Source organism: Pseudoalteromonas sp. MBR-15, from assembly GCF_053628915.1.
The window spans coordinates 1-22,441 of record NZ_JBRJHH010000006.1; the positions used below are offsets into that span (position 1 = coordinate 1).

Here is a 22,441-nt window from a genome sequence, read left to right on the forward strand (position 1 = left end):
GCGCCAAAAGTTGTTCAGATATATTTGGGTTCAATGTTATTAACCGGTGATTTTATATAGCCTATATTAGATCAGATATTTAAGCGGAATGGTATTATACCATTCCGCATAAAGATTAAATCAACTTTATCCATTCTCGATTACACATCTTCATCACTCGCTCCGGTATTGAAATAAAGTGATTCCATGCTTTTGAAACTTCATCAACAATTTCGTCATAACCCGAAAACACTCTATTGGATAAACAGTGTTGTCGTATCCAGCTCCATACTTGCTCTATTGGGTTTAACTCTGGTGAATAAGGAGGGAGCTTTATTAGCGTGAGGTTGTTAAATTCTGCGGCTGTATCGTATGTGTGCCAACCTGCGCCATCTATTATCACGACAGCATGTCTGCCACCTGGTGTAGCTTGTGATATCTGACTCAGGTGCTGCGTCATTGCTTCTTTATTGACGAATGGGCTTACTAGCGCTTCTGTTTGGCCTGTGGCAGGACATACCGCACCAAATAAATACCCATAGTCAAACTGCTGTTGTTTTACTATCCGTGGCCGAGTGCCTGTTTCAGCCCAAATGCGCGTAGTCGGATTTTGCTGGCCAAATCGTGCTTCGTCCTGAAACCATACGTCGATACGGTCAAGTGGAAGGTGTCCGGGTGTGTGAATGATCGTTTCCAGTTGGAAGTTTTTTAAAAGCTTCTTGGCTTTTTAATGAGTGTTTAGGGTGTTTCGAACGGCTTGTGATCCAACTAAAGGCAAGTTGCTTGAGTATTTTATAAGTATGATTTAAGTGATAATGAACACCAAATTCAGTGCTAATGTAATGCACAATGTCTTCACCGGTAAGCCGGCCACCTTGAAGTTCTGTGTTCGTGCGTTTTATAAATTCAGACAGTTGCTCAAGTTGTGACTGTTGTAATCTAGATGGACGCCCTTGTATAGGCTTATTGTCTAAGCCATACAGCCCCTGTTCTAGGTAACTAGAAACCCATTTATTAACACTACTTCGTGCTATGTTAAGACGTTTTGCAATATCAGTTCTGCTATTCCCCTCATAAAATAATGACACTGCGAGTAATCGTATGCGTTTTCGTGCATTTGGTTCTTTTCGCGAAAGCGCTAAAAGCTGTTCAGCTATGTTTTGGTTCAATGTTATTAACCGGTGATTTTATATAGCCTATATTAGATCAGATATTTAAGCGGAATGGTATAAAAGGCGCATAAGCGCAAGGTGAAGAGACGTAGGAGCACTTGATTGCCGAAAGTGTCTGATATGCCCTTCATACATAACCACTGACATTCACGGCTAAAGCCGTTCCCACGCTTCTTAATCACAATGACAGAAGTGCTAGAGGCTCTAAAATCGCTCATTTCACTTATGACTCAAATAATTAGGGCGTAGTAGGAGGTACTTTAGTGCCGAAGTATCTCATTATGCCCTTCACACATAACCCTGACATTCACGGCTAGAGCCATTACTACGCTTTATAATCACGATGTATCGATCAAAGGTGATGTTGTGCGACCTCTGCGTCTATCCTTAATGAAGGAAACTTCGGCATATTTACATCCTATTTGAGTATGTCGCTCTTTCATTCATCATTTGCACGATGCTCAGCTTGCTTTTGCTCTGCATTAGCTAATTGGATGTATTTGTTTTCAACCAATTGTGAAAGAGGCACAAGCTCAAAACCTTGCTGTTGAAGTTCTGGTAGGGCGTGATGCAAAAACGCGACTGTTTCTGGGTAGGGATGTGCAATAGCGATGGCATAATTAAAATGCGTCGCTTTTAGTTTAAGTTCTTCTAGTTGGTGCTTAAGCTGGCTTTCAGTCACGATATTGTCTAGGAATACATGTCGAGAAACATTGGCAACACCATAAAGATTAGCGACATTTTGTGCTTCACTTTGGCTTGTTGTTCGGCTATCTAAAAAGTATAAATCTCGTTTTTTGAGGAGCTCCATCGTCCACTTCATAGGCTCTGTTAATTGTGTTAACTCAGAGCCCATGTGATTGTTTACGCCTTTGACTTGTGGCAATGATGCGAGTGCGTGCCCCAGTGTGGTTTGCAGCTGTGTTTTGCTCATTGAGTCTGTTAAAGCACCAGGACCTAAAGCTTTTGTTTTGTCTAGCGCCTGCATGGGGATATGCAAGAGAAGTTCTTTGTTGGTTTTGCTCGCTCTCTCGGCAAAAATTTGTGAGTAAGGTGTATGGGGCAAGATTGAAAAGGTCACTTGCCCTGGTAAATTCAAGATATCAAGATCGCGTTGGTGGTTGCCTATGTCATCTATAACGATGGCTATTTGCTTTGCTTGGCAAAATAGTGGTAAGCAACACAGCGTCAGTAGTAAGCCTTTGCGTAAATTCACTTTTTGTAATTATTATATCCATTGTGTGTGCTTACTTACTGCATAATTATTAACTGCTTTGCAGTAAGTTGCTTTTTATCTTGTTTATCAAGGAGTGAGCTAAAAAGCGACAACCCTTGTATATTTTTTATTATAACGTCTTGGTCAATTTCTGAAAGCATTGTTTGATTTATACTCACATCGGGTGCGATCCCTTTACCATCAATAGATTGCCCAGCAGGTGTATAATAACGTGCTGTGGTAAGTTTGAGAGCTGTATTTCCATTTCCTAGTGGAATCAAAGATTGTACTGAGCCTTTACCAAATGAGGTCTCTCCAACCAAGGTCGCTCTTTGGTTATCCCTCAGCGCTGCGGCTAATATTTCTGCTGCAGATGCTGAGTTTTCATTAATTAATACGGCGATTGGCGCGCCAGAAAGAATATCACCGCTATGTGCTTTATAGTATTGATTTGCCTCATTGAAGCGTCCTTTTGTAGAAACAATCGTACCACTATCTAAAAACAGATCTGCAACTTCAATTGCACCTTGTAGTGTTCCTCCAGGATTATCTCGTAAATCAATAATTAACCCTGATAACGGAAAACCATTATTAATTTGCATTTTAGCCACGGTTCGTGCGACATCATGCAATGTATGGTTATTGAAAGCATTAATACTCAATAGCGCAACGCCTGTATCAGCAAGGTAGCTTTGCACGCTTTCTAGGTTTATTTGTTGTCGCTTTATTGAAAAGTTGAGTTCGGTTACTTGCTCTCGTTTTACGGAAACATCAACGGCAGCTTGGCCACTTTCACGAATAAGCCTTGCAACTTCTTCTATGCTTTTATTGACAATCGGTTGTTGATTTATAGCGGTTAGCTCATCATTAACTTGCAGACCAGCTTGCTCAGCAGGGGAGTTTTTAATCGTATTAACAATATATACGCGACCATCGGTAACTTTAACCTCTATGCCAAGCCCAGTGTAACGCCCATTGGTACTACTAAATATGGCATCGAGCTCAGTTTCGTCTAAATATTTAGAATAGGGGTCTAAACGCTCAAATAATGCTTCTACTTGTTGATTCGTTGGCTGAGATTCAAAGCTATTATGAAGTTGAAGATCGTCAACATAGTAAGTATTTATATTAAACAAAATTTCATTGAGTTGCTGGTGATGTAATGATTTTAAAGATGGTTTAGCAACCCCATTAAATGATTGCATTAATAAGCATAGTAAGGCTAAGAGTAAAATAAGATGTAGCCCAAAGAAGCGCTTAGATGGGATGAAATGGATTTTGTCTATGTGATTGATATTTAGCATCAGCTGCTCCTCATAGGGCGCAGCTGATTTAATCAATTAAATACGTCTGCACCATTTTACAGGATTTACTGCGCGTCCTTTGTGGCGTATTTCAAAGTATAGACCAGGATCTGTTTGTCCGCCGCTTTGACCTACTAATGCAATGACTTCACCTTCTCTGACAAGGTCGCCAACATCACGAAGTAGGGTTTGTGCATGCCCATATAAGCTCATAAACCCATCGCCGTGGTCAATAGCAATAACCCAACCAAAGCCATTGAGCCAGTCAGCATAAACGACCTGACCATTTTGTACGCTTTTGACGTTACTCCCTTCCTTCGCGCCAATTAACACGCCTTTCCAATCGATATTTCCATGTTTGCGTTGGCCAAAACTGTGACGGAGTTTTCCTTTGGTCGGCCAGTCGAGTTTTCCTTTACTGCTTTGTAGTCCGAGAAGTTCAACTTTTTCGCTTCGTTCTTTTTCTAACTCTTCGATGGCGGTAACGAGGGTTTTCTCGTTCTCTTTTAAATAATCAATCGAACTTTTTGTTTCTTTAAGCGCTGATTGTAATTTGTTGAGATTGCGTTTTCGTTGTTCTTGAGCGGCAATTAAAGCTTGCTGGCGTTTTTTCTGCTCGTTGTGTAATTCAACTAAACGAAGTTTTGTTTGTTCTAGTTCCGCTTGATTTTCAGCAATTTTTATTTGCAACGCTTTCAGCTCTTCGAGTTGCTCAATGCGTGCTTTGTTTAAATAGTTATAGTAACTGAGCGTACGTTCAATTTTGGCCGTGTCTTGTTGGTTCAGCAGCATTTTTGAGTAATCATGGCTACCTGCCATATACGCACTTTTTAATTGTGCTGCGAGGAGGGTTTGACGTTTTGTTTGCTCTGCTTGAAGTTGCTGAGCTTTGGCCTGTTGTTCGCGCTGTTGTTGTTCGTTTTCTTTGACCGATTGTGCTGCTAGGTTTAATGCCTTAGCATTTTTAGCAATATCGAGTTCGTGAGCACGAAGATCTTTGCGCATATCGGCTATCGACTTGCGTTGACCTTCAAGCTCGGCCTTGGTTTTTTGTAGGGCTGATTGAATATCAGATAAGTCTTTTTTGGTTTGAGCTTCATTAGCAACAACCGAAGTTGCTACTAATGAAGTCAGTATTAAACCAGTTTTGAGTAAGTGGTTAATACGTCTGCTCATCGTTTATTTCAGCGTCATAATTGGAGTGCCAGTCATTTCGCTTGGCTGTTCTAAACCCATTAAGTGCAGCATGGTTGGTGCTACGTCACTGAGTGTTTTTCCATCTTGTGGGGTTGCGTCACGGCCTACATAAATGAATGGCACTGGCTCGCTGGTATGTGCGGTGTGTGCTTGGCCTGTTGCTGGGTTAGCCATTTGCTCAGCATTACCATGATCCGCAGTGATGAGTGCTTCGCCACCGTGCTCTTCAAGTGCGTTTATAACACGGCCAATACAGTGGTCGACTGCTTCACACGCTTTTACAGCGGCTTCAAACACACCTGAGTGACCTACCATATCACCATTAGGGTAGTTACAAATGATTGCGTCGTACTTGCCGCTGGCAATAGCTTCAACGAGCTTATCTGTCAGCATTTCAGAGTTCATCTCAGGTTGTAAATCATAAGTGGCCACTTGCGGAGAAGGGATTAACTCGCGTGTTTCACCCACAAATTCGTCTTCTCTACCACCACTGAAGAAAAATGTGACATGTGCATATTTTTCTGTTTCAGAAATACGTAGTTGTGTTTTGCCTTGCTTTTCTAACCATTCCCCAAACACATTGGTTAGTGGCTCTGGTGCAAAGGCGACAGGGGCTTTAATATCTGCGGCGTATTCCGTCATCATTACAAAGCCGCTCAGTGCTGGAGATTTCTTTTTCTCAAAACCACTAAAATCAGCATCAACAAATGCGCGCGTCATTTCGCGTGCTCTATCGGCCCTGAAGTTGGCGAAAATAACGGTATCGCCATCATTAATTTCAGCCGCCGTTTGTCCCTCAGGTACGAGGGTTGTTGCCGCTACAAATTCATCATTTTCATCACGTTCGTACGCTGCTTCAAGTGCGGTTACGCCGTCTGTGTAGGTGTGCTGCGCGATACCACTTACCATTACATCGTAGGCAAGCTCAACACGGTTCCAGCGATTATCGCGGTCCATTGCATAGTAACGGCCAATAAGGCTGGCTAAGCGGCCACAACCTAATTTTTCAAATAAAGCTTCGATGCGCTCAATAGACGCTTTAGCGCTGCGAGGTGGGGTGTCACGACCGTCTAAGAAACCATGAAAGTAGACGTTTTTTGCGCCACGCTCTGCAGCCAATTCAATGGTCGCTACAATGTGGTCTTCGTGACTGTGTACACCACCTGGGCTTAATAAACCCATAATATGCACTGCTTTTTCTGCCTTAACGGCTTTGTCTATGTTATCAACTAATGCAGGGTTACTCGCGAACTCTCCATCTTCGATTGCTTTTGTGATGCGAGTGAAATCTTGATAAACAATGCGACCTGCGCCTAAGTTTACGTGACCTACTTCAGAGTTACCCATTTGTCCTGCAGGTAGACCTACATCAAGTCCCGAACCTGAAATTAAGGTATGCGGACGTGTTGCCCACAGGTTATCGAGTACGGGTGTATTAGCAGCGAGTATTGCGTTACTTTCTGTGTCTTCACGGTATCCCCAACCGTCTAAGATCATTAATACCAATGGTTTTTTATGCTCTGTCATTATAGCTCCTGAAGATTGGCACTTATATATTACTAGCATACCGTGTTTTAAGGTTTTGATCAGCTATCAATATGTCATATTAAAATATTTCACGCCCTAGCATTTTCGGTTCAAGCACGTATACTTGCGTGGCATATTTTAATAATCCCATGGCTATGCGCTGTGGTACCCAATTTCTTAGTGGAAAACGCATGGATCAATATATTGAATTTATCTCAAATCATCCGGTTTTAAGTATCATCTGGCTGGCATTGGTAGCGATGCTGATCAGCAGTTGGTTTAAAAGTAAATTTTCAGCGATTCGCCAAATTAACCCGCAGCAAGTTACGTTGTTAATTAACCGCGAAGATGGTCAGGTTGTTGATATTCGAGCGCAAAAAGAATTCAACTCAGGTCGTATTGCAGGTGCAACGCACTTAAATCCAGAAAAAGCCAAACAATCTGATTTCTCAAGCCTTGAAAAGTTTAAGAGTAAACCCATTATACTAGTATGTACCACGGGCATGACCGCCTCAGGTATCGCAACGGCTATGCATAAAGCAGGTTTTGAACGTGTTTATGTATTATCTGGTGGTATGGGAGCTTGGCAATCTGCAAGTTTGCCAACAACGACTGGCCGCTAACAACACGTAACAGCCCGATAGAGGAATTATTATGACGAATGTTGTTCTTTACACAAAAGCATACTGTCCATATTGTCAACGCGCTATGGCGTTATTAGATAGTAAAGGTGTAAGTTACACAAACATTGATATTGGTGTGCAGCCTGAGCGTCGTGAAGAAATGATCGATAAAGCTAACGGTGGATATACCGTGCCACAAATCTTTATTAATGATGAGCATATCGGCGGTTGTGACGACATGATGGCAATTGAAGCGCAAGGCCTTTTAGACGCAAAGCTTAACGCTTAATAAATTTAATTATAAAAACGAATACAAGTTAGGAATTACAATGAACGAAGAAAACCAAAACGCAGCAGCAGAACAACAAGCAGGCGCTCAATTCACTATTCAACGCATCTACACGAAAGATGTTTCATTTGAAACGCCAAACTCACCAGCTATCTTTCAAAAAGAGTGGACTCCAGAAGTTAAACTTGATTTAGACACACGCTCTAACAAGTTAGAAGAAGGTGTTTTTGAAGTTATTCTTGCGCTGACAGTGACAGCAACAATTGGTGAAGAAACGGCATTCCTTTGTGAAATTCAGCAAGCTGGTATTTTCACGATTGCGGAAGTAGAAGAAATTCAATTAGCTCATATGCTAGGTGCTTTCTGCCCGAATGTACTTTTCCCATATGCGCGTGAAGCGGTGTCTAACCTTGTTAACCGTGGTACTTTCCCACAGTTAAATTTAGCACCTGTGAATTTTGATGCACTGTTTGCTCAATACATGCAACAGCGTGCAGCGCAAGATCAACAGGTTACTGCAGACGCATAAGTTATGACTACAGCACAGTCAGCTGTTACAGTTTTAGGGGCGGGGTCTTATGGCACCGCCCTTGCTATTTGTTTCGCCAGAAATGGTCACCCCGTTACTTTGTGGGGACGAAATAGCGATGACGTTGCCACGCTTGCAGCTGAGCGAAAGAACCAACGTTATCTTCCAGATGTCAGCTTTCCTGAAACGCTTCAATTAGAAGCCGATTTAGAAACCGCTGTAAAAGCAAGCCAAATAGTGCTGGTTGTCGTGCCTAGCCATGCTTTTGGAGCAACGCTTCAACAAATTAAGCCTTGGCTGAATAATGATGCAGAAGTGGCGTGGGCAACGAAAGGTTTAGAGCCTAATACAGGGCGTTTATTACAAGAAGTGGCGGTGCAAGAGCTTGGGGATGATATTCCTCTTGCTGTGTTGTCTGGTCCGACGTTTGCGAAAGAAATGGCAATGGGCTTACCAACCGCTATTTCGGTCTCTGCCACATCGACAGAGTTTGCCAAACAACTTGCTGAGTTATTACATTGCGGACGCTCATTTAGGGTGTATAACAATAATGATTTTATTGGTATACAACTTGGTGGAGCCGTAAAAAATGTCATTGCTATCGGCGCGGGGATGTCGGATGGCTTTGGTTTTGGTGCGAATGCTCGTACAGCGCTTATTACCCGAGGCTTAGCTGAGCTTTGCCGTTTAGGTTGTGCACTTGGAGCGCGTTCTGACACCTTTATGGGAATGGCAGGATTAGGTGATTTGATCTTAACCTGTACAGATAACCAATCACGCAACCGTCGATTTGGTTTAGCATTAGGTAAGGGTGAAGGAGTCGAAGCTGCAATTGACTCTATTGGTCAGGTTGTTGAAGGTTATCGAAATACCAAAGAAGTGTATTTACTGGCACAACGAGCCGGTATTGAAATGCCCATCACTGAGCAAATTTACAAAGTACTTTATGAAAATAAAGATGTAAAAGAAGCGGCGATGGCTTTACTAGGTCGTGAGCAAAAATCTGAATAGCCACTGTTTGCTGAGAAACTATTTTGAAAGCCTTGTTTAAAACAAGGCTTTTTATTTTACAGATTGTTTATCTACTTCATTTTTATCAATAAAATTGGCTACTTGCTCTGCTTTAAGTGGCTTAGAGTAATAATAACCTTGTTGATAATGACACCCCATAATATGGAGCATATACGCTTGCTCTTCGGTTTCAACGCCTTCTGCAACAACATTAATGTCTAGGTATTTAGCCAACCGGACAATGGTGGCGGTGATATTTCTATCTTGCTCATTTTTATCAATATCTTTTACAAACGATTTGTCTATTTTTAATGTGTCGATAGGAAAACGCTTAAGGTAGCTCAGCGAAGAGTGCCCCGTACCAAAGTCATCCAGCGTAATATTGACTCCTAAGGCTTTTATGCGTTTCATTTGCTGCTCTGCAAATTCGGGGTTATTCATCATTGCACTTTCTGTGATTTCTAACTCTAAACAACGAGCAGGTACATTATATTTTGTTAAATAATCAACGAGCATTTCGATTAAGCTATTTTGCTGAAAATGCAACGCAGAGATATTAATGGCAACATTGCCAAAAGGCACATCTTGTTTTTGCCAGCTTGCAAGTTGTTGAAGTAATTGCTTCATTAATAATTGGGTAAGGGGGATGATTGCACCATTCTGCTCTGCAAGCGGAATAAATTCATCTGGGTAAATTAGACTGCCATCATCTTGTGGCCAGCGAACGAGTGCTTCAAAGCCATGTAAGCGATTGTGTTGTACATCGTATTTTGGTTGAAAATACAGTACAAATTCATTGTTGGTGATTGATTTAAAGAGGGCACTTTCTTTTGTTAGCTCGGTGGGGTCTAACGTGTGGCGTTCTTTATCAAAAAATTGATAGGTGTTTCGGCCCAATTTTTTGGCGTGATTAAGTGCGCTGTTAGCGCTGCGCATTAAGTTTTCACCGTTGTAAGCATTGTCTGGATAGATGGCAATTCCGCAACACGCTGACAGTGAGGTTTCAATACCATCGAGCATGAATGGAGTCTTAAATTGTTGTAGCACTGTATCTGCGGTCTTTTTAGCAAAGAAAATGGTTTTGCCAGCATAGAGATAAGGCGGCACTAAAATAGCAAATTCATCAGCTCCAAGCCGCGCAATAGTAAAGCCAGAATTAAGTGATGAAGTTAAACGACATGCCACTTCTTTTAATAATACATCGCCTAAAGTATGGCCGAGGGAATCATTTATCTTCTTAAAATTGTCGATGTCGATAAACATAATAAGCAGGCTAGGGTATTCGTCATTACAGGCTTTAATCGCTTTATCGAGCGATTCAATAAAAATGGCTCTATTTGAGAGCCCAGTTACAGAGTCGCGAGTTGTTAGCGTGAGCATGGTACGTTCGTTATTCTTACGAGCGGTGACATCACTAAAAAGCCCTACATAGTTAACAGCTCGTTTAGTAAATCGTGGTGTTGAGACTTTTGTGATTGATAAATCAAGTGCATAAGGCTGACCATCCTTGCGCAAGTTCCAGATTTCACCAGACCAATATCCATCTTGTGCGAGCTCTTGTTGGATTAATGTTTCGAGTTGTCGAACGCGGCCATCTTGTGTGAGTGCTTTAAATTTTTTCCCTATAACATCCCCTCTTTTGTAGCCTGTTATTTCGCTGAAGGCACTGTTGATGTCTAGTATTCTAAATTGTTCATCGCAAACCCATATCGCATCTTTCGATTGTGATAAAAGAGCATCAATTAACATCATTTTTTGATTCTTCTGGTAATAAATAACCGCAATGAACAGTGCAATAATGACAAGTAAAACGAGAAAGAACAGCGGGGTTGAGTTGTGTGGTTGCGCTAAATTAAGGTCAGCTGTTGTTGCAGCGCCCACAGAGTGCTGCAAAAGTAAAATGAGACTGTATACAAGGGTTAAAAAGCGCATTAATAATCATCATTTAGAACAAAAAATCATCTATTTAGATTAGTTCAAAAAAAAAGGTCGTGCTAAATAATTATAAATTATTTATTTAATGCGCATTTTCAATGAGTTATTGACCGTTTACAAAACCAAGCTGACGCCATGATTCATAGACAAAAACGGCGACAGAATTTGATAAATTCATGCTTCTGCTGTCTTTTTGCATCGGAATACGCACACGCTGCTCTTTCGGTAATGACTGAATAAGCTCATCGGGTAGGCCGCGTGTTTCAGGGCCAAATACTAAACAATCGCCAGGTTGATATTGTGCTTGATGATGAAACTGGCTGCCTTTGGTCGTACAGGCATAGACTTTTTTTGGCTTGCACTTAGCAAGGTAATCTTCGAATGATGCATGACGTTGTACGTGGCTAAATTCATGATAATCAAGCCCTGCACGCTTTACGCGTTTATCATCCCACTCAAATCCTAATGGTTCAATTAGGTGTAAGGCATAGCCTGTATTGGCACATAAGCGAATGATATTACCTGTATTGGGCGGAATCTCTGGTTGGTATAAAACGATATCAAGCATGTTTGTCTCATTATTAGCATTATGATCTGCGGCAGATTATACACAACTGCAGCGTGAGGATCTTGCAGGATTTAAGTTTGTTTAGCGCCGATAGCTGTGCTTTATTTATTCTAAATAGCGCTATGTAACATGGGGTAAAACCCTCTAATATGATGATATACTAAAACCTTGTAATGTCTGAAGGTAAAATGTTGTGCAACATCGCAGTTATGAGTTTTGGGTAAAAACCGCCAGCATAGTCACCATTGCTATGGTGAGTTTAATGATTGCAGCAAAAAGTTGGGCATGGCTTGCTTCAGGCTCTGCATCGATGTTGGGATCGCTCACCGATTCTTTAATGGATATTACCGCATCTTTAATGAGCTTTTTAGTGTTAGGTTATGCGCTACGCCCTGCTGATGATGACCACCGGTTTGGTCATGGCAAAGCGGAAGCTCTTGCTGGGCTAGCTCAAGCTGCATTTATCGCTGGTTCTGGTTGTTTTTTAGCGTTTCATGGTGTTGAACGTCTTTTTAACCCTGTGATACTTAAACATTCAGACTTAGGTATTTGGGTGAGTTTATTTGCTATTGTTTGTACTTTGGTGGTGGTGTTTGTGCAAACCAAGGTTATTAATCATACCGAATCAATTGCAATAAAGGCGGATTCAGTTCACTACAAAGGCGACCTTATTTTAAATTTAGCTGTTTTGCTTGCCATCCTATTGGCAAAGTACGGCATGACGTATGCGGATCCTATTTTTGCTATTGGGGTGGCTGTTTACTTACTATATAACAGTTGGGATATTGCCCGTGATAGTGCCGACCATCTTATGGACAAAGAGCTGCCAGAGGATGAAAAAACAGAAATTTTAACCATCGTTAATAGTCACCAAGATGTCTTTGGGGCCCACGATATCCGCACGCGACAAGGTGGTAAAATTAAGTTTATTCAAATGCACTTGGAACTTGAAGACAGTCTCTCGTTAATTCGTGCCCATCAGGTGGCCGATGAAGTTGAAACAATGATACAAACTCACTTTGCCTGCGAACTGGATATACTGGTGCACTTAGATCCACTTTCGGTGGTTAAAAAGTCTCGTCAGAGTGCCTCAAAAAACTGATATAAGTCACTCAATACTGCCTGCCTGATTTCATCTCGCTCGAAAAATAATTCGTGGCGAGCATCAGGGTAACTTTTTAATTTAGCCTGTGTTTGTTTATGCGCAAGCGCATGTTGCGCCGCATTATCGACAACGGTATCGCGCCCGGCACTGGCGATAAAAAGTGGAATATCTACTTTTCTATCGACCAATGAGGCGATAAATTCAAACGATGCATTGAGCCAGCCATACGTCACACCACCAAGTTGTAAGTCGGGCTCTGCAAGATAAAGCGCTCTAAATTGCTGGTACCTTATCTCACTGCTGGTTAATTCATTAACCGAAAAATCAACGGGCAAGTAGTCTGTTTGACCAAATGCATAACGATGACTTAAGCCTAATTGTGAGGCTATTTTCGCGGCTAGTTTTGCAATTGGTTTTGGTGTGCCTTTGGTATAAATATCAAACATGGGGGCAGATAAAAACGCGCCCGAAAAAGAATGTGTGTAGCGAGACAAGTAATCATAGGCAATTGCACTGCCCATTGAGTGTCCGAGTAATACTCGTTGACCCTGCCAATGAGCATTGACTACCTGCTCGTTAAAAACGGCAAAGTCATCTGCATAATCAGTGAAACGTGTGACATGGCCTTTATGAGCGTTTTTTAAATGGCGATATGAACGGCCTTGACCTTGGTGATCAACAATAAAAACAGCATAACCATTTTGGTAAAACTCCCACAGTAACTCTTTGTATTTGAATAACGACTCAATTCTGCCACTACTAATAACAATGGCTTTTTTAGCTTGCTCTGGAATGGCAAAGCCATAATACAAGGTACCATGTTCAGTGCTTAAGAAATCTTGTTTTAATTGCTGATTAAAAAATGCATTTATCTGTTTAGCATTTATAGTAAGGTGTGCTTCATCGCTGTAAAACATTTACTCACTCTTTATTGGTAAGCGGATTTTAACGCAGAGTCCGCCATGTTCTTGGTTTTCGAGTGTTAGTGTACCATCATGTGCTGAGATCGCATTCTTTGCAATAGCCAGTCCTAAGCCCGTGCCACCCGAATTTCTATCACGAGCATGCTCTTGACGGAAAAATGGCTCACACAGTCTAGCTAAGTAGGCTTCTTTAACCCCATTTCCATCATCACAAATGGTGATATAGAGCGCATCAGACTCAGCTAAGCTTAAAGAGATATGATGATGTGCATATTTAATCGCGTTGCGTAGTACATTTTCGAGTGCACTGGCGATTAAACTCTCGTCGCATGGTATATCTGTGTGTAATTGGCCATTAATCGTCAGCTCTTTGTGACATTGTTTGGCCTCAAAGCGAGCATCATTTAATACATGATCAACAATAACTTGAACCGATTGCTTGCTTAAGGATAAAGCTTGGCTTCGGGCTTCAAGCCTTGATAGTTGCAATACATCGGCAATCATTTTATCAAGCTGGTTTGCTTCTTTTTCTATTCGTTCGAGGTATGTCTGCTGACTATCATCAGCTTGCATTTGTGCAAGGCCTGTTGCCATTTTTAAGCGTGTAAGTGGTGAGCGTAGTTCATGAGAAATATCTGCAAGTAAGCGTTTTTGTGCTGTTATAAGCTGCTCAAGCTGGCTCGCCATTGTATTAAAGTCACGTCCTAACACCCCCAGTTCATCTTCGCGAGCCGTTGAGAAAACTGCTCGTGCGGTTAAGTCACCGTGGGAAAGTTTTTTTGCAGTTTCTTTTAAACTATTGATAGGGGCAATTAAGTTTCGGCTAAAGAAAAAGCTCAGCATAAGCGAGGCTATTACGGCAATCAATAACTTGAGCCAAGTAGGCATTAACCACAACCCGACAAAAAAAGGCTTTTTACGTTTTTCGTCAATTTCATATAAGTAAAACTTACCTTCGGGTACGTTAATTTCTACAGGACCATACGCTTGGTATTCATCAGTAAAAATAACTTGTGGGCGCATATGCTTTGTAAAATTTAACAAGCTCAAATCAATCTCTTTCGAGACGGGTTCACTGAGCATTTCGACGCCATGAACTTCGCCATTTAAATACAGTAACTTATGTTTAGATAAGCGAGGGTGCGATACAATTTCTTGAGTCGGTTTACCATGCTTTGCCACAATACGTTCTATACTTTTCGCGGTGTATTCTAGGTTTTTAAGCATGGGGCCGCGTAACTCATCATTCCCTACATTGCTGGTTAATTGGCTTAAAAAGACTAGCAGAGTAATGGTTGCTATGACTGTAACCCAAAACCATGCAAAGATTTTTAAGAACAAATAATGATGTGGCTTTTTTATCCAACTCGGAAAGGTCATATTATTCACCTTGAATAAGTACGTAACCGCTACCACGCATGGTTTTGATACGCTCGCTATTTATAAACTCAGCAATTTTCTTTCGAATATTACTCACATGCATGTCAATGGAGCGGTCGAAAGGGGCTAGTCGTCTGCCAAGAACTTGCTCACTAATTTGCTCTTTACTGATCACTTCACCGGCATGGCGGACTAGCATGGCCAATATTTCATACTCAGTTCCCGTTAAACTTAATACATTGCCACTGACAGACGCTTCACGAGTCGCAAAGTTAATGTGAATACTATTGACACTGAGTGAATTTGTTTGCTGGCTCGATAGACTATTAATATGTTCGATACGACGGGTTATTGCTTTAACTCGCGCCAGTAGTTCTCTGTGATTAAATGGCTTTGGTATGTAGTCATCTGCACCAAGCTCTAAACCAAAAATACGGTCAAAGTCTTCCCCTTTGGCTGTGAGCATAATGACAGGCGTGAGTTTATGTTGTCGAAGTTGCTTGAGTACTTCAAAGCCATCCATCGACGGTAGCATGACATCAAGCAAAATTAATTCGTAGTTGTATTTTAAGGCCTGATTTAGGCCTTGTGCGCCATCATGATAACAATCAACTGTAAAGCCTTGTGCTGTTAAATACTCGCTTAACAGCTCGCACAGCCCTGTATCATCGTCGATCATAAGTAATTTCATTGTGGCACCTATTGCACTGTTTCTTTAAGGCTATTCTACTCAGTAAATTGTGTAAAAGTGAATCTTTACACAACCTTTACACTGGTTTGCGTTCCTTTGCATTGAAGTGAGTATAGTGAATCCATCAGTTAAAAATAACGACAGAACACAACCCAACAAAAGGTAATGACTATGACTATGACTATTTCAAATAAGCTTTCTAAATTCGTACTTGTTTGTGGTTTAGCTGCAGCAAGTGTTGGCGCAACATCAGTAATGGCAAAAGGGGATATGCACCGAGGCATGAATCCGCAAGCCGGTTTTTTATTGTCTGAGCGTGGAATTAATAAATTACAATTAACAGAAGCACAGCAAGCCCAACTTAAAGCGATTTTTGCTGAGCAAACAACACAAATGAAGGCTCTTCGTGGTGATAAAGCCAGCATGAAAGACAATAGAATAGCCTACAAAGAGAAAATGGATGCACTATTAGCGACCCACGCATTTGATGAAAATGCAGCACGCGAACTAATTAAAGCCCGCCAAGAAAAAGGTGAGCAATTTGCGTTAATTAAAATGAAATCAGAGCATGCAATCTGGCAAGTTCTTAACGCAGAGCAGCGTGAAAGCTATCAAGAAATTAAAAAACAGCTGCGTAAAAAAGGTCACAAAAAGGGGCTACACAGAGTTGATGGTGAGCGTAATAAGGCTGAAAGAACAAATAGCTAATATGTTCCGGCGCATTCGTTAAACTAGAAAACGCGGCTAATGAAGCCGCGTTTCTTAATACTTATTCTTTGAAAAATGAATCATCATTCTTAGCGAGCATAGCCTCGATATCTTCAATCATATCTTGGTTAAGTTCGTTTGCACTGGTGATGGGTGAAGAAATCTTGTTATTTTCAAATGACCACTCACCTAGATCGATCAGCTGACAGCGTTTTGAACAAAAAGGGCGATAGGGGCTTTGTTCTGACCATTCTACTTTTTCTTTGCAGGTCGGGCAGTTTACAACGGTTGGCATGGTGTGATCTCTATTAAGCAATTTTAGCTGATCTTACTAAAGCTCAGCCTAAGAATCGAGTCGCGAGTTAAAAACTCGTGACCCGATTTATTTCAGCTAGCGAGGTGACACCATCCGCCGCTTTTTTTAATCCCGATAGACGTAAGTTATTAAATCCTGATTTTAAAGAAACCTCAGCAATTTCGAGTGAATTACCTCCACGCATAATAATTTGCGCAATTTCAGGGGTAATTTGCATGACTTCGTAAATACCTACTCGTCCCTTATAGCCATCGGTACAGCTATCACAGCCTTTTGGAGAAAACAGCGTGAGTTTACTCAATGTTGCGGGGTCAAAGCCTTGGCGAATAAGTTCTTCATCGGGCAGTTTTTCTGGGGTTTTACATTTCGGACATAAACGTCTAGCCAGTCGCTGTGCAATGATAAGACTTATTGAACTTGCAACGTTGTATGCCGGAACGCCCATGTTTAACAATCGAGTCAGTGTTTCTGGCGCTGAATTTGTGTGCAGTGTCGATAAGACTAGGTGGCCTGTTTGCGCTGCTTTAATGGAAATTTCAGCTGTTTCTAGATCTCGTATCTCACCGACCATGACGACATCGGGATCTTGACGTAAGAACGCTTTTAACGCGTTGGCGAACGTCATATCTGCTTTTGTGTTAATTTGTACTTGATTAATGCCTTCAAGGTTGATCTCAACCGGATCTTCCGCAGTACTAATATTGCGCTCAGGTTGGTTCAAAATATTCAAGCCGGTGTAAAGAGATACTGTTTTACCAGAGCCTGTAGGACCTGTCACTAGTATCATCCCTTGCGGCTGTTCGAGCGCATCCATGTAGAGTTTTTTCTGTTCAGGCTCATAACCCAATACATCGATGCCAAGCATAGCACTTGATGAATCAAGAATACGCATAACAATTTTTTCGCCCCACAGCGTTGGCAGGGTACTGACACGAAAGTCGATACTTTTACGTTCAGTAATTTTTAATTTAATGCGGCCATCTTGTGGTTTACGTTTTTCGGCGATATCTAAGCGTGACATAACTTTTATGCGCGCAGATAATCGACTTGCTAGGCTATTCGGTGGGCTTGCCATTTCGTGTAAAATGCCATCAATCCGAAAGCGCACTCGATAACGATGCTCGTATGGCTCGAAGTGTAAATCTGATGCCCCTTTTTTTATTGCATCCATCAAAATCTTATTGATGTAGACAATAATAGGCGCATCGTCTTTGTCTTCATCATTACTTGGCATATCGCGTGGTTTATCTGTGTCGAGATCGCCAAGCTCTTTAAATTCGTCATCCGTTAAATGTAAGCTACCGGCCGCATCGAGCAGCTGCTCTATTTTATTTTCTAGCTGGTTGTAATCAACCACTACAACTTCACAAGACAGACCTGTACTAAATTCAAAGTTTTCAAACGCACCGTAATCAGTAGGGTCCGATGCCGCTATATATAGCTTACGGCCTTTCTTTATCAGCGGGAGGATATGATGCTCGCGAATGAGCTTTTCTTTTACTAACTCATCAGAAATAAGTGATACATCGAAGTCTTTGATATCAAAATAGGGAACACGGAACAAGTCAGTGCATTGCTCTGCTAATTCATGCGCGTCTATACCGCAGCTCTTAGAAATGAGCTCAGCTGTGGAGTTATATTCTCGTTGCTTTAATTTGACGGTCTCTGCATCAATGCGACCTAATGTGATAAATTTTCTCAGTAACGGTGAGTTAATATTCATTGCGCACCTTAATTTGATCCTTTCTATGCCAAATCTATCAGAAAAAAGCAGGGTATAACATCAGTCTTGTCGATTTAGGCAAAATTGCAAAATAAATTCACCCTTTAACTCAGGTATTTATAATCTGTATTAATGTTTTTGTATTAGATGGATATGTGTTTTTTAGCATAGAGTTTAAGCATGAGTTAAATATTTTTGATGCAGCTTTTTCACATCAATCGCAACTTCAGATAGAGCGCGATCATTGTCTAAAATATCATCGGCTTTTAGCTGTTTATCGGCACGAGACATTTGTGATGCAATAATTTTTTTCGCTTGAGCCTCAGAGACATTGTCGCGTGCGCTGGTTCTAGTAATTTGAGTTGTGACGGGGACATCGATGAGCAACGTATGGTTGCACAATTTTTCTAAACCGTTTTCAAATAATAAGGGCGCAACTAAAATTACATAGTCGCTGGTGGCTTGTTGCAGTTGCTTAAGCATGGATTCCCTTATTAACGGGTGTAGTAAAGCATTGAGCCATGCTTTTTCTGTTTCATTATCAAAAATAATGCCCCTAAGCTTCGCGCGGTCAAGCACTCCCTCGCTGGTGAGAATAGTTTTGCCAAAATGCTCAACAATTTTTTTGAGACCGACACTGCCTGGCTCGACGACTTCTCTTGCGACGATGTCGGCATCAACAACCGTGATCCCTAACTTTTCAAACATCGCACTAACAGCACTTTTGCCAGAGCCAATGCCACCCGTTAGGCCTAAAATCCAGTTTGCCATATTTAATGACCTAAATAGCTAAAATAGATAGTTTGAATTTGCTCACCCCACAATAAGGTTACCCAACCGGCTATCGCAAGGTAGGGGCCAAAGGGAATAGGCGTGGTTTTATCTTTGCCTTGAATAATAATTTGCAGCATACCAATAAGAGCGCCAACGACACTCGAAAGCAACACGATAGTTAAAATAGCCTGCCAACCGAGTAACGCTCCAAATACCGCGAGTAATTTAAAATCGCCATACCCCATGCCTTCTTTTCCAGTAGCAAGTTTAAAGAGCCAATACACACTCCATAAACTTAAATAGCCAATTGCAGCGCCAATAATCGCATCAGAAGGGGCGATTGTGATGTTCATCACGGCTGCAATCAATGCAAGCCAAACAAGCGGTAAGGTAAGTTGGTCTGGCAAAAGCATATGATCAATATCAATGAACGTAAGCGCAATGAGCACCCATGTGATTACAATATAAAGTAGGGCAAGTTCAGATGCGCCAAATATAATTGCAACCGCGAGGCTTAAGCTGGCTGTTAGCATTTCAACAATGGGGTAGCGAACAGAGATTGGTGCCTTACAACTTGCACAGCGGCCTTTTAGTATTAACCAGCTGATAACAGGAATGTTCTGCCAAATTTTAATCGGTGCCTTACACTGTGGGCAGGTTGAATTGGGTGTGACTAAATTAAAGGGAGTAGGCTCTTCAGTATGGTTAATTGTTAGCTCATCGGCCAATAACAGACGGCACTCTGATTGCCATTCTCGTTTCATCATCAGTGGTAACCTGTAAATAACGACATTTAAAAAGCTACCAATACACAGACTCACAAGTCCTACAGTTAACAAATAAAACCACTGTTGAGATTGCATCACGGTGGCTATATCAAGGAAAAAATTTTGCATTAAACTACCTAATTTTTGGCTTTGAGAAACAAGTTTAGGTTTGCGAGCCTGAACGAATTACTTAATGTCTTTTTTATTATTTTAATCAACAGCCATTCAAAATTGTAATCGACTACCTAAGCTGTGATTAGTGAAAGCCTAGACAGCATCAATATATCAACTCAATTTTTATTTATCGATTAAATGACGGAACCTAACTGGAAAATAGGTAAATACATGGCAATAATTAAACCACCGACCAGCACACCAAGTACAGCCATGATCAGCGGCTCCAATAAGCTTGAAAGGCCATCGACCGCATCATCAACCTCTTGCTCATAAATAGTGGCTACTTTAGCAAGCATGCCATCTAATGAGCCTGACTCTTCACCAATTGCAACCATTTGGATCACCATATCAGGAAATATTTTAGAGTTCCGCATCGCCCAGTTCATCAAATTACCTGAGCTAACTTCTGCTTTTATCTCTAAAATAGCGTAACGGTACACTGCATTACCTGAGGCTCCCGCGGCGGAGTCGAGCGCATCAACCAAGGGTACACCTGCAGCAAAGGTTGTTGAAAGAGTGCGTGCATAGCGAGCTACTGCTGCTTTATTTAAAATCATGCCAATAACAGGTAACTTTAATATAGCTCTGTCGTTGGCATCTCTGAGTTTTTTGCTTTTAAGCAGGGCTTCTTTATAGGCATAACCAAAAGCAATAACAGCAATCAGCATCATCCACCAATACTCTTGCATAAATTCAGATATACCTATCACCATTAAAGTAAAGGCAGGAAGTTCAGCACCAAAGCCGTTAAAAATATCTTGGAATTGAGGCACCACAAAAATAAGTAAGATTGAGGTAACGATTAAGGCCACAACTAATACCGCAATCGGGTAGAACATTGCTTTTTTGATTTTAGACTTTAATGCTTCGGCTTTTTCTTTATAAAGTGCGACACGGTCGAAAATTTTATCAAGGGCACCCGATTGCTCACCAGACGCAACAAGGTCGCAATATAAATCATCAAAATAGCGGGGGTGTTTGCGTAAAGCTTGCGAGAGTGGCACACCCGCTTTCACTTCGTCACCAATTTCTTCCATCAGCCTAGCAACACTTTTATTCTTAGCACCTGAACCTATCATTTCAATAGATTGAATAAGCGGTACACCTGCCATTAGCATGGTCGCTATTTGGCGTGTAATTAAAGCAATGTCTTTAGGGGTAATTTTTTGAACCCGAGTTCCAAATAAAGGTTTTGCCTTACGTTTTACTTTTGAAGGGGTGATGCCTTGCTTACGCAATTGAGCTTTGACTAAGGCAATGCTTTGCCCTGAAAGCTCTCCTTCTAATTTCTTGCCTCGAGCACTTACACCAACCCATTCAAAAGTATCTAAAGATTGCTTTTCTTGAACTTTACTCATTGTAAATCCATATGTTACTGATTGATGTTTAATATCTTACTTAATAGTAGCGGCCTTTTGAGGCTGAAACAATTGATAAGGTGATGTTATCTTGCTTAAATACGAAGATTCAGAGGATTCGGGTCTCAATTGTGCAAAATACGTTAACGGTTTATAAAACAAAGTTTGTTTGGAGTTTTATTCATTTTCTAGTGGGTGGGCTGCTCTTATTTCTAGTTGCTACTTGGCTTTTCTTTAGCTGGTTTGATAATGGAAGATATATGCTAACAGATTTGGTTGGACTAGCAGTAATTATCTTTTCTATAGACCTCATCATAGGCCCATTATTTAACTTTTGGTTATTATCACCATTCAAAACTAAGCTCGAGAATGCTATTAACTTTAGTTTTATAGTTATTTTACAAGTCATATCCTTAGTATATGGTATTACACAGATAGATGGGCAACGATTAGCCTATATAGTTAAGTGGGAAGGCTCTTACTTCACTGTCTTAAAAGGTGAAGATAGACGTCCTGTTCATGAAGAAGCTATGTATCACTTTAATGAGCCAACAATTCAAAGCAATGGGAGGGCTTTTTATGAAATGATGATAAAAAATGCTATACCACCAATAGAAATGTATGAATATTTTTTGAGTGTTCCGGTATCGAGTGAATGCAGTTTCTCACCATGCAAGGTAATTACTAAATCGGGATTAGTTAAGCTAAAAAGTACAGATGAAGGATTAGTTTTTTTCTAACAAGTACCATTGCTAATACAGGTGCTGCTTGAAGAACGATGCCATATAAGTTGGCCGTTATTTAAACTGCCTTCCATGATATATGTGTCCGCGTAAGATAGAGATGCGGCATCTGTTGCTGTTGATGTAATGATTAAACCGGCGGCGTTAGTTATCACTATATTTGAAATGTATTTTGGTGCTGTAAAATCAGATTTTTTTCTGCCCAGCTTTGTGAAACTATCACATTTAGAAAGATCAGAATTTCTATGGTAGCAAAGTTCAATGGCTCTTTGAACCGCATTGGTAGCTAGTACAACTTCAGTAAACTTAGAGCGTTTAAATTGATTATTATATGCAGGAAGGGCTAATGATAATAATAGACCAATTATGGCAATTGTTATCATTAGCTCAATTAGCGTAAAGCCGTTATGTCTAATCACAAAACTT

Annotated in this window: 23 protein-coding genes; 7 read left to right on the top strand and 16 right to left on the bottom strand. The window is 41.0% G+C overall.

Translation table 11 applies throughout. The annotated features are described in order from the left end of the window. Positions 1 to 115 precede the first annotated feature (115 nt). The 5 genes from ACSSVW_RS09490 to gpmM form a co-directional block, all read right to left on the bottom strand. Positions 116 to 1,136, bottom strand: a protein-coding gene (locus tag ACSSVW_RS09490; protein WP_454179281.1) for an IS630 family transposase whose coding sequence is annotated in 2 segments (ribosomal slippage) — positions 116 to 682 and positions 684 to 1,136 — 1,020 coding nt in all. Because the reading frame shifts where the segments join, the coding sequence is not laid out codon by codon here. Between the two features lie 454 nt (positions 1,137 to 1,590). Continuing rightward, the gene (locus ACSSVW_RS09495; RefSeq protein WP_454179224.1) at positions 1,591 to 2,367 is read right to left on the bottom strand and encodes a divergent polysaccharide deacetylase family protein; all 777 of its coding nucleotides are present in this window, start codon (positions 2,365 to 2,367) and stop codon (positions 1,591 to 1,593) included. A 35-nt stretch (positions 2,368 to 2,402) separates the two neighbouring features. Then, the gene (locus ACSSVW_RS09500) at positions 2,403 to 3,671 is read right to left on the bottom strand and encodes a S41 family peptidase (RefSeq protein ID WP_118844631.1); all 1,269 of its coding nucleotides are present in this window, start codon (positions 3,669 to 3,671) and stop codon (positions 2,403 to 2,405) included. Positions 3,672 to 3,707: 36 nt separating this feature from the next. Continuing rightward, positions 3,708 to 4,847, bottom strand: a complete 1,140-nt coding sequence (locus ACSSVW_RS09505) for a murein hydrolase activator EnvC family protein (protein WP_036965867.1) — start codon at positions 4,845 to 4,847, stop codon at positions 3,708 to 3,710. A 3-nt stretch (positions 4,848 to 4,850) separates the two neighbouring features. Then, positions 4,851 to 6,395: a 2,3-bisphosphoglycerate-independent phosphoglycerate mutase gene (gene gpmM, locus ACSSVW_RS09510; RefSeq protein WP_454179225.1), complete on the bottom strand. Its 1,545-nt coding sequence runs from the start codon at positions 6,393 to 6,395 to the stop codon at positions 4,851 to 4,853. A 191-nt stretch (positions 6,396 to 6,586) separates the two neighbouring features. Between gpmM and ACSSVW_RS09515 the strand changes: the two genes are divergently transcribed. The 4 genes from ACSSVW_RS09515 to gpsA are packed head-to-tail and all read left to right on the top strand — an operon-like array spanning position 6,587 to position 8,847. Further along, entirely contained in the window at positions 6,587 to 7,018 is a 432-nt protein-coding gene (locus tag ACSSVW_RS09515) for a rhodanese-like domain-containing protein (RefSeq protein ID WP_036965874.1), read from the top strand. Positions 7,019 to 7,049: 31 nt separating this feature from the next. Beyond that, complete coding sequence (grxC, locus tag ACSSVW_RS09520) at positions 7,050 to 7,307, top strand: glutaredoxin 3 (protein WP_036965877.1); 258 nt, start codon at positions 7,050 to 7,052, stop codon at positions 7,305 to 7,307. 40 nt (positions 7,308 to 7,347) lie between these two features. After that, positions 7,348 to 7,836 carry a protein-export chaperone SecB gene (gene secB, locus ACSSVW_RS09525; RefSeq protein ID WP_036965880.1) on the top strand — a complete coding sequence of 163 codons (489 nt, stop codon included), beginning with the start codon at positions 7,348 to 7,350 and terminating at the stop codon, positions 7,834 to 7,836. A gap of 3 nt (positions 7,837 to 7,839) precedes the next feature. After that, positions 7,840 to 8,847 carry an NAD(P)H-dependent glycerol-3-phosphate dehydrogenase gene (gpsA, locus tag ACSSVW_RS09530; protein ID WP_454179226.1) on the top strand — a complete coding sequence of 336 codons (1,008 nt, stop codon included), beginning with the start codon at positions 7,840 to 7,842 and terminating at the stop codon, positions 8,845 to 8,847. Positions 8,848 to 8,898: 51 nt separating this feature from the next. Here gpsA and ACSSVW_RS09535 read toward each other — a convergent pair whose 3' ends face one another. Beyond that, positions 8,899 to 10,779, bottom strand: a complete 1,881-nt coding sequence (locus ACSSVW_RS09535) for a putative bifunctional diguanylate cyclase/phosphodiesterase (RefSeq protein ID WP_454179227.1) — start codon at positions 10,777 to 10,779, stop codon at positions 8,899 to 8,901. Positions 10,780 to 10,885: 106 nt separating this feature from the next. Beyond that, a complete protein-coding gene (gene trmL / locus ACSSVW_RS09540; RefSeq protein ID WP_036965886.1) occupies positions 10,886 to 11,350 on the bottom strand; it encodes a tRNA (uridine(34)/cytosine(34)/5-carboxymethylaminomethyluridine(34)-2'-O)-methyltransferase TrmL in 465 nt (154 codons plus the stop codon). Between the two features lie 193 nt (positions 11,351 to 11,543). On the opposite strand from trmL, the gene ACSSVW_RS09545 reads away from it, so the two are divergent. Then, positions 11,544 to 12,452, top strand: coding sequence for a cation diffusion facilitator family transporter (locus tag ACSSVW_RS09545; protein WP_074988960.1), 909 nt, complete (start codon positions 11,544 to 11,546; stop codon positions 12,450 to 12,452). Here the strand turns inward: ACSSVW_RS09545 and ACSSVW_RS09550 are convergent. Genes ACSSVW_RS09550 through ACSSVW_RS09560 form a run of 3 tightly spaced genes read right to left on the bottom strand, consistent with a single transcriptional unit; the run spans position 12,431 to position 15,449 of the window. Next, a complete protein-coding gene (locus ACSSVW_RS09550) occupies positions 12,431 to 13,372 on the bottom strand; it encodes an alpha/beta fold hydrolase (protein ID WP_065979646.1) in 942 nt (313 codons plus the stop codon). The two genes, ACSSVW_RS09545 and ACSSVW_RS09550, sit on opposite strands and share 22 nt — an antisense overlap. Next, positions 13,373 to 14,758: an ATP-binding protein gene (locus ACSSVW_RS09555; protein WP_454179228.1), complete on the bottom strand. Its 1,386-nt coding sequence runs from the start codon at positions 14,756 to 14,758 to the stop codon at positions 13,373 to 13,375. A gap of 1 nt (position 14,759) precedes the next feature. After that, positions 14,760 to 15,449, bottom strand: a complete 690-nt coding sequence (locus ACSSVW_RS09560) for a response regulator (protein WP_454179229.1) — start codon at positions 15,447 to 15,449, stop codon at positions 14,760 to 14,762. Positions 15,450 to 15,626: 177 nt separating this feature from the next. On the opposite strand from ACSSVW_RS09560, the gene ACSSVW_RS09565 reads away from it, so the two are divergent. Continuing rightward, positions 15,627 to 16,157 (top strand): Spy/CpxP family protein refolding chaperone, encoded by a 531-nt coding sequence (locus ACSSVW_RS09565; protein ID WP_454179282.1) that lies wholly within the window; start codon positions 15,627 to 15,629, stop codon positions 16,155 to 16,157. A 61-nt stretch (positions 16,158 to 16,218) separates the two neighbouring features. Here ACSSVW_RS09565 and yacG read toward each other — a convergent pair whose 3' ends face one another. The 5 genes from yacG to ACSSVW_RS09590 form a co-directional block, all read right to left on the bottom strand. Next, positions 16,219 to 16,452 (bottom strand): DNA gyrase inhibitor YacG, encoded by a 234-nt coding sequence (gene yacG, locus ACSSVW_RS09570; protein WP_036965896.1) that lies wholly within the window; start codon positions 16,450 to 16,452, stop codon positions 16,219 to 16,221. Positions 16,453 to 16,519: 67 nt separating this feature from the next. Beyond that, positions 16,520 to 18,196: a type IV-A pilus assembly ATPase PilB gene (gene pilB / locus ACSSVW_RS09575; RefSeq protein WP_118844625.1), complete on the bottom strand. Its 1,677-nt coding sequence runs from the start codon at positions 18,194 to 18,196 to the stop codon at positions 16,520 to 16,522. A gap of 174 nt (positions 18,197 to 18,370) precedes the next feature. After that, on the bottom strand, positions 18,371 to 18,967 hold the full coding sequence (gene coaE, locus ACSSVW_RS09580; RefSeq protein ID WP_273008302.1) for a dephospho-CoA kinase: 597 nt from the start codon (positions 18,965 to 18,967) through the stop codon (positions 18,371 to 18,373). A gap of 2 nt (positions 18,968 to 18,969) precedes the next feature. Then, entirely contained in the window at positions 18,970 to 19,866 is an 897-nt protein-coding gene (locus ACSSVW_RS09585; RefSeq protein WP_199524726.1) for a prepilin peptidase, read from the bottom strand. A 179-nt stretch (positions 19,867 to 20,045) separates the two neighbouring features. Beyond that, positions 20,046 to 21,272 carry a type II secretion system F family protein gene (locus ACSSVW_RS09590; protein WP_454179230.1) on the bottom strand — a complete coding sequence of 409 codons (1,227 nt, stop codon included), beginning with the start codon at positions 21,270 to 21,272 and terminating at the stop codon, positions 20,046 to 20,048. Between the two features lie 131 nt (positions 21,273 to 21,403). Between ACSSVW_RS09590 and ACSSVW_RS09595 the strand changes: the two genes are divergently transcribed. After that, positions 21,404 to 22,012 (top strand): fimbrial assembly protein, encoded by a 609-nt coding sequence (locus ACSSVW_RS09595; RefSeq protein WP_118844822.1) that lies wholly within the window; start codon positions 21,404 to 21,406, stop codon positions 22,010 to 22,012. Here the strand turns inward: ACSSVW_RS09595 and ACSSVW_RS09600 are convergent. Continuing rightward, on the bottom strand, positions 22,009 to 22,434 hold the full coding sequence (locus ACSSVW_RS09600; RefSeq protein WP_118844621.1) for a pilin: 426 nt from the start codon (positions 22,432 to 22,434) through the stop codon (positions 22,009 to 22,011). The genes ACSSVW_RS09595 and ACSSVW_RS09600 overlap by 4 nt on opposite strands. Between the last annotated feature and the right edge of the window lie 7 nt (positions 22,435 to 22,441).

Excerpts from the sequence above, each read along its gene's own strand:
- ACSSVW_RS09500 (WP_118844631.1), bottom strand. The coding sequence starts at position 3,671 with ATGCTAAATATCAATCACATAGACAAAATCCATTTCATCCCATCTAAG.
- ACSSVW_RS09505 (WP_036965867.1), bottom strand. The coding sequence starts at position 4,847 with ATGAGCAGACGTATTAACCACTTACTCAAAACTGGTTTAATACTGACT.
- gpmM (WP_454179225.1), bottom strand. The coding sequence starts at position 6,395 with ATGACAGAGCATAAAAAACCATTGGTATTAATGATCTTAGACGGTTGG.
- ACSSVW_RS09515 (WP_036965874.1), top strand. The coding sequence starts at position 6,587 with ATGGATCAATATATTGAATTTATCTCAAATCATCCGGTTTTAAGTATC.
- grxC (WP_036965877.1), top strand. The coding sequence starts at position 7,050 with ATGACGAATGTTGTTCTTTACACAAAAGCATACTGTCCATATTGTCAA.
- secB (WP_036965880.1), top strand. The coding sequence starts at position 7,348 with ATGAACGAAGAAAACCAAAACGCAGCAGCAGAACAACAAGCAGGCGCT.
- gpsA (WP_454179226.1), top strand. The coding sequence starts at position 7,840 with ATGACTACAGCACAGTCAGCTGTTACAGTTTTAGGGGCGGGGTCTTAT.
- ACSSVW_RS09535 (WP_454179227.1), bottom strand. The coding sequence starts at position 10,779 with ATGCGCTTTTTAACCCTTGTATACAGTCTCATTTTACTTTTGCAGCAC.
- trmL (WP_036965886.1), bottom strand. The coding sequence starts at position 11,350 with ATGCTTGATATCGTTTTATACCAACCAGAGATTCCGCCCAATACAGGT.
- ACSSVW_RS09550 (WP_065979646.1), bottom strand. The coding sequence starts at position 13,372 with ATGTTTTACAGCGATGAAGCACACCTTACTATAAATGCTAAACAGATA.
- ACSSVW_RS09555 (WP_454179228.1), bottom strand. The coding sequence starts at position 14,758 with ATGACCTTTCCGAGTTGGATAAAAAAGCCACATCATTATTTGTTCTTA.
- ACSSVW_RS09560 (WP_454179229.1), bottom strand. The coding sequence starts at position 15,449 with ATGAAATTACTTATGATCGACGATGATACAGGGCTGTGCGAGCTGTTA.
- ACSSVW_RS09565 (WP_454179282.1), top strand. The coding sequence starts at position 15,627 with ATGACTATTTCAAATAAGCTTTCTAAATTCGTACTTGTTTGTGGTTTA.
- yacG (WP_036965896.1), bottom strand. The coding sequence starts at position 16,452 with ATGCCAACCGTTGTAAACTGCCCGACCTGCAAAGAAAAAGTAGAATGG.
- pilB (WP_118844625.1), bottom strand. The coding sequence starts at position 18,196 with ATGAATATTAACTCACCGTTACTGAGAAAATTTATCACATTAGGTCGC.
- coaE (WP_273008302.1), bottom strand. The coding sequence starts at position 18,967 with ATGGCAAACTGGATTTTAGGCCTAACGGGTGGCATTGGCTCTGGCAAA.
- ACSSVW_RS09585 (WP_199524726.1), bottom strand. The coding sequence starts at position 19,866 with ATGCAAAATTTTTTCCTTGATATAGCCACCGTGATGCAATCTCAACAG.
- ACSSVW_RS09590 (WP_454179230.1), bottom strand. The coding sequence starts at position 21,272 with ATGAGTAAAGTTCAAGAAAAGCAATCTTTAGATACTTTTGAATGGGTT.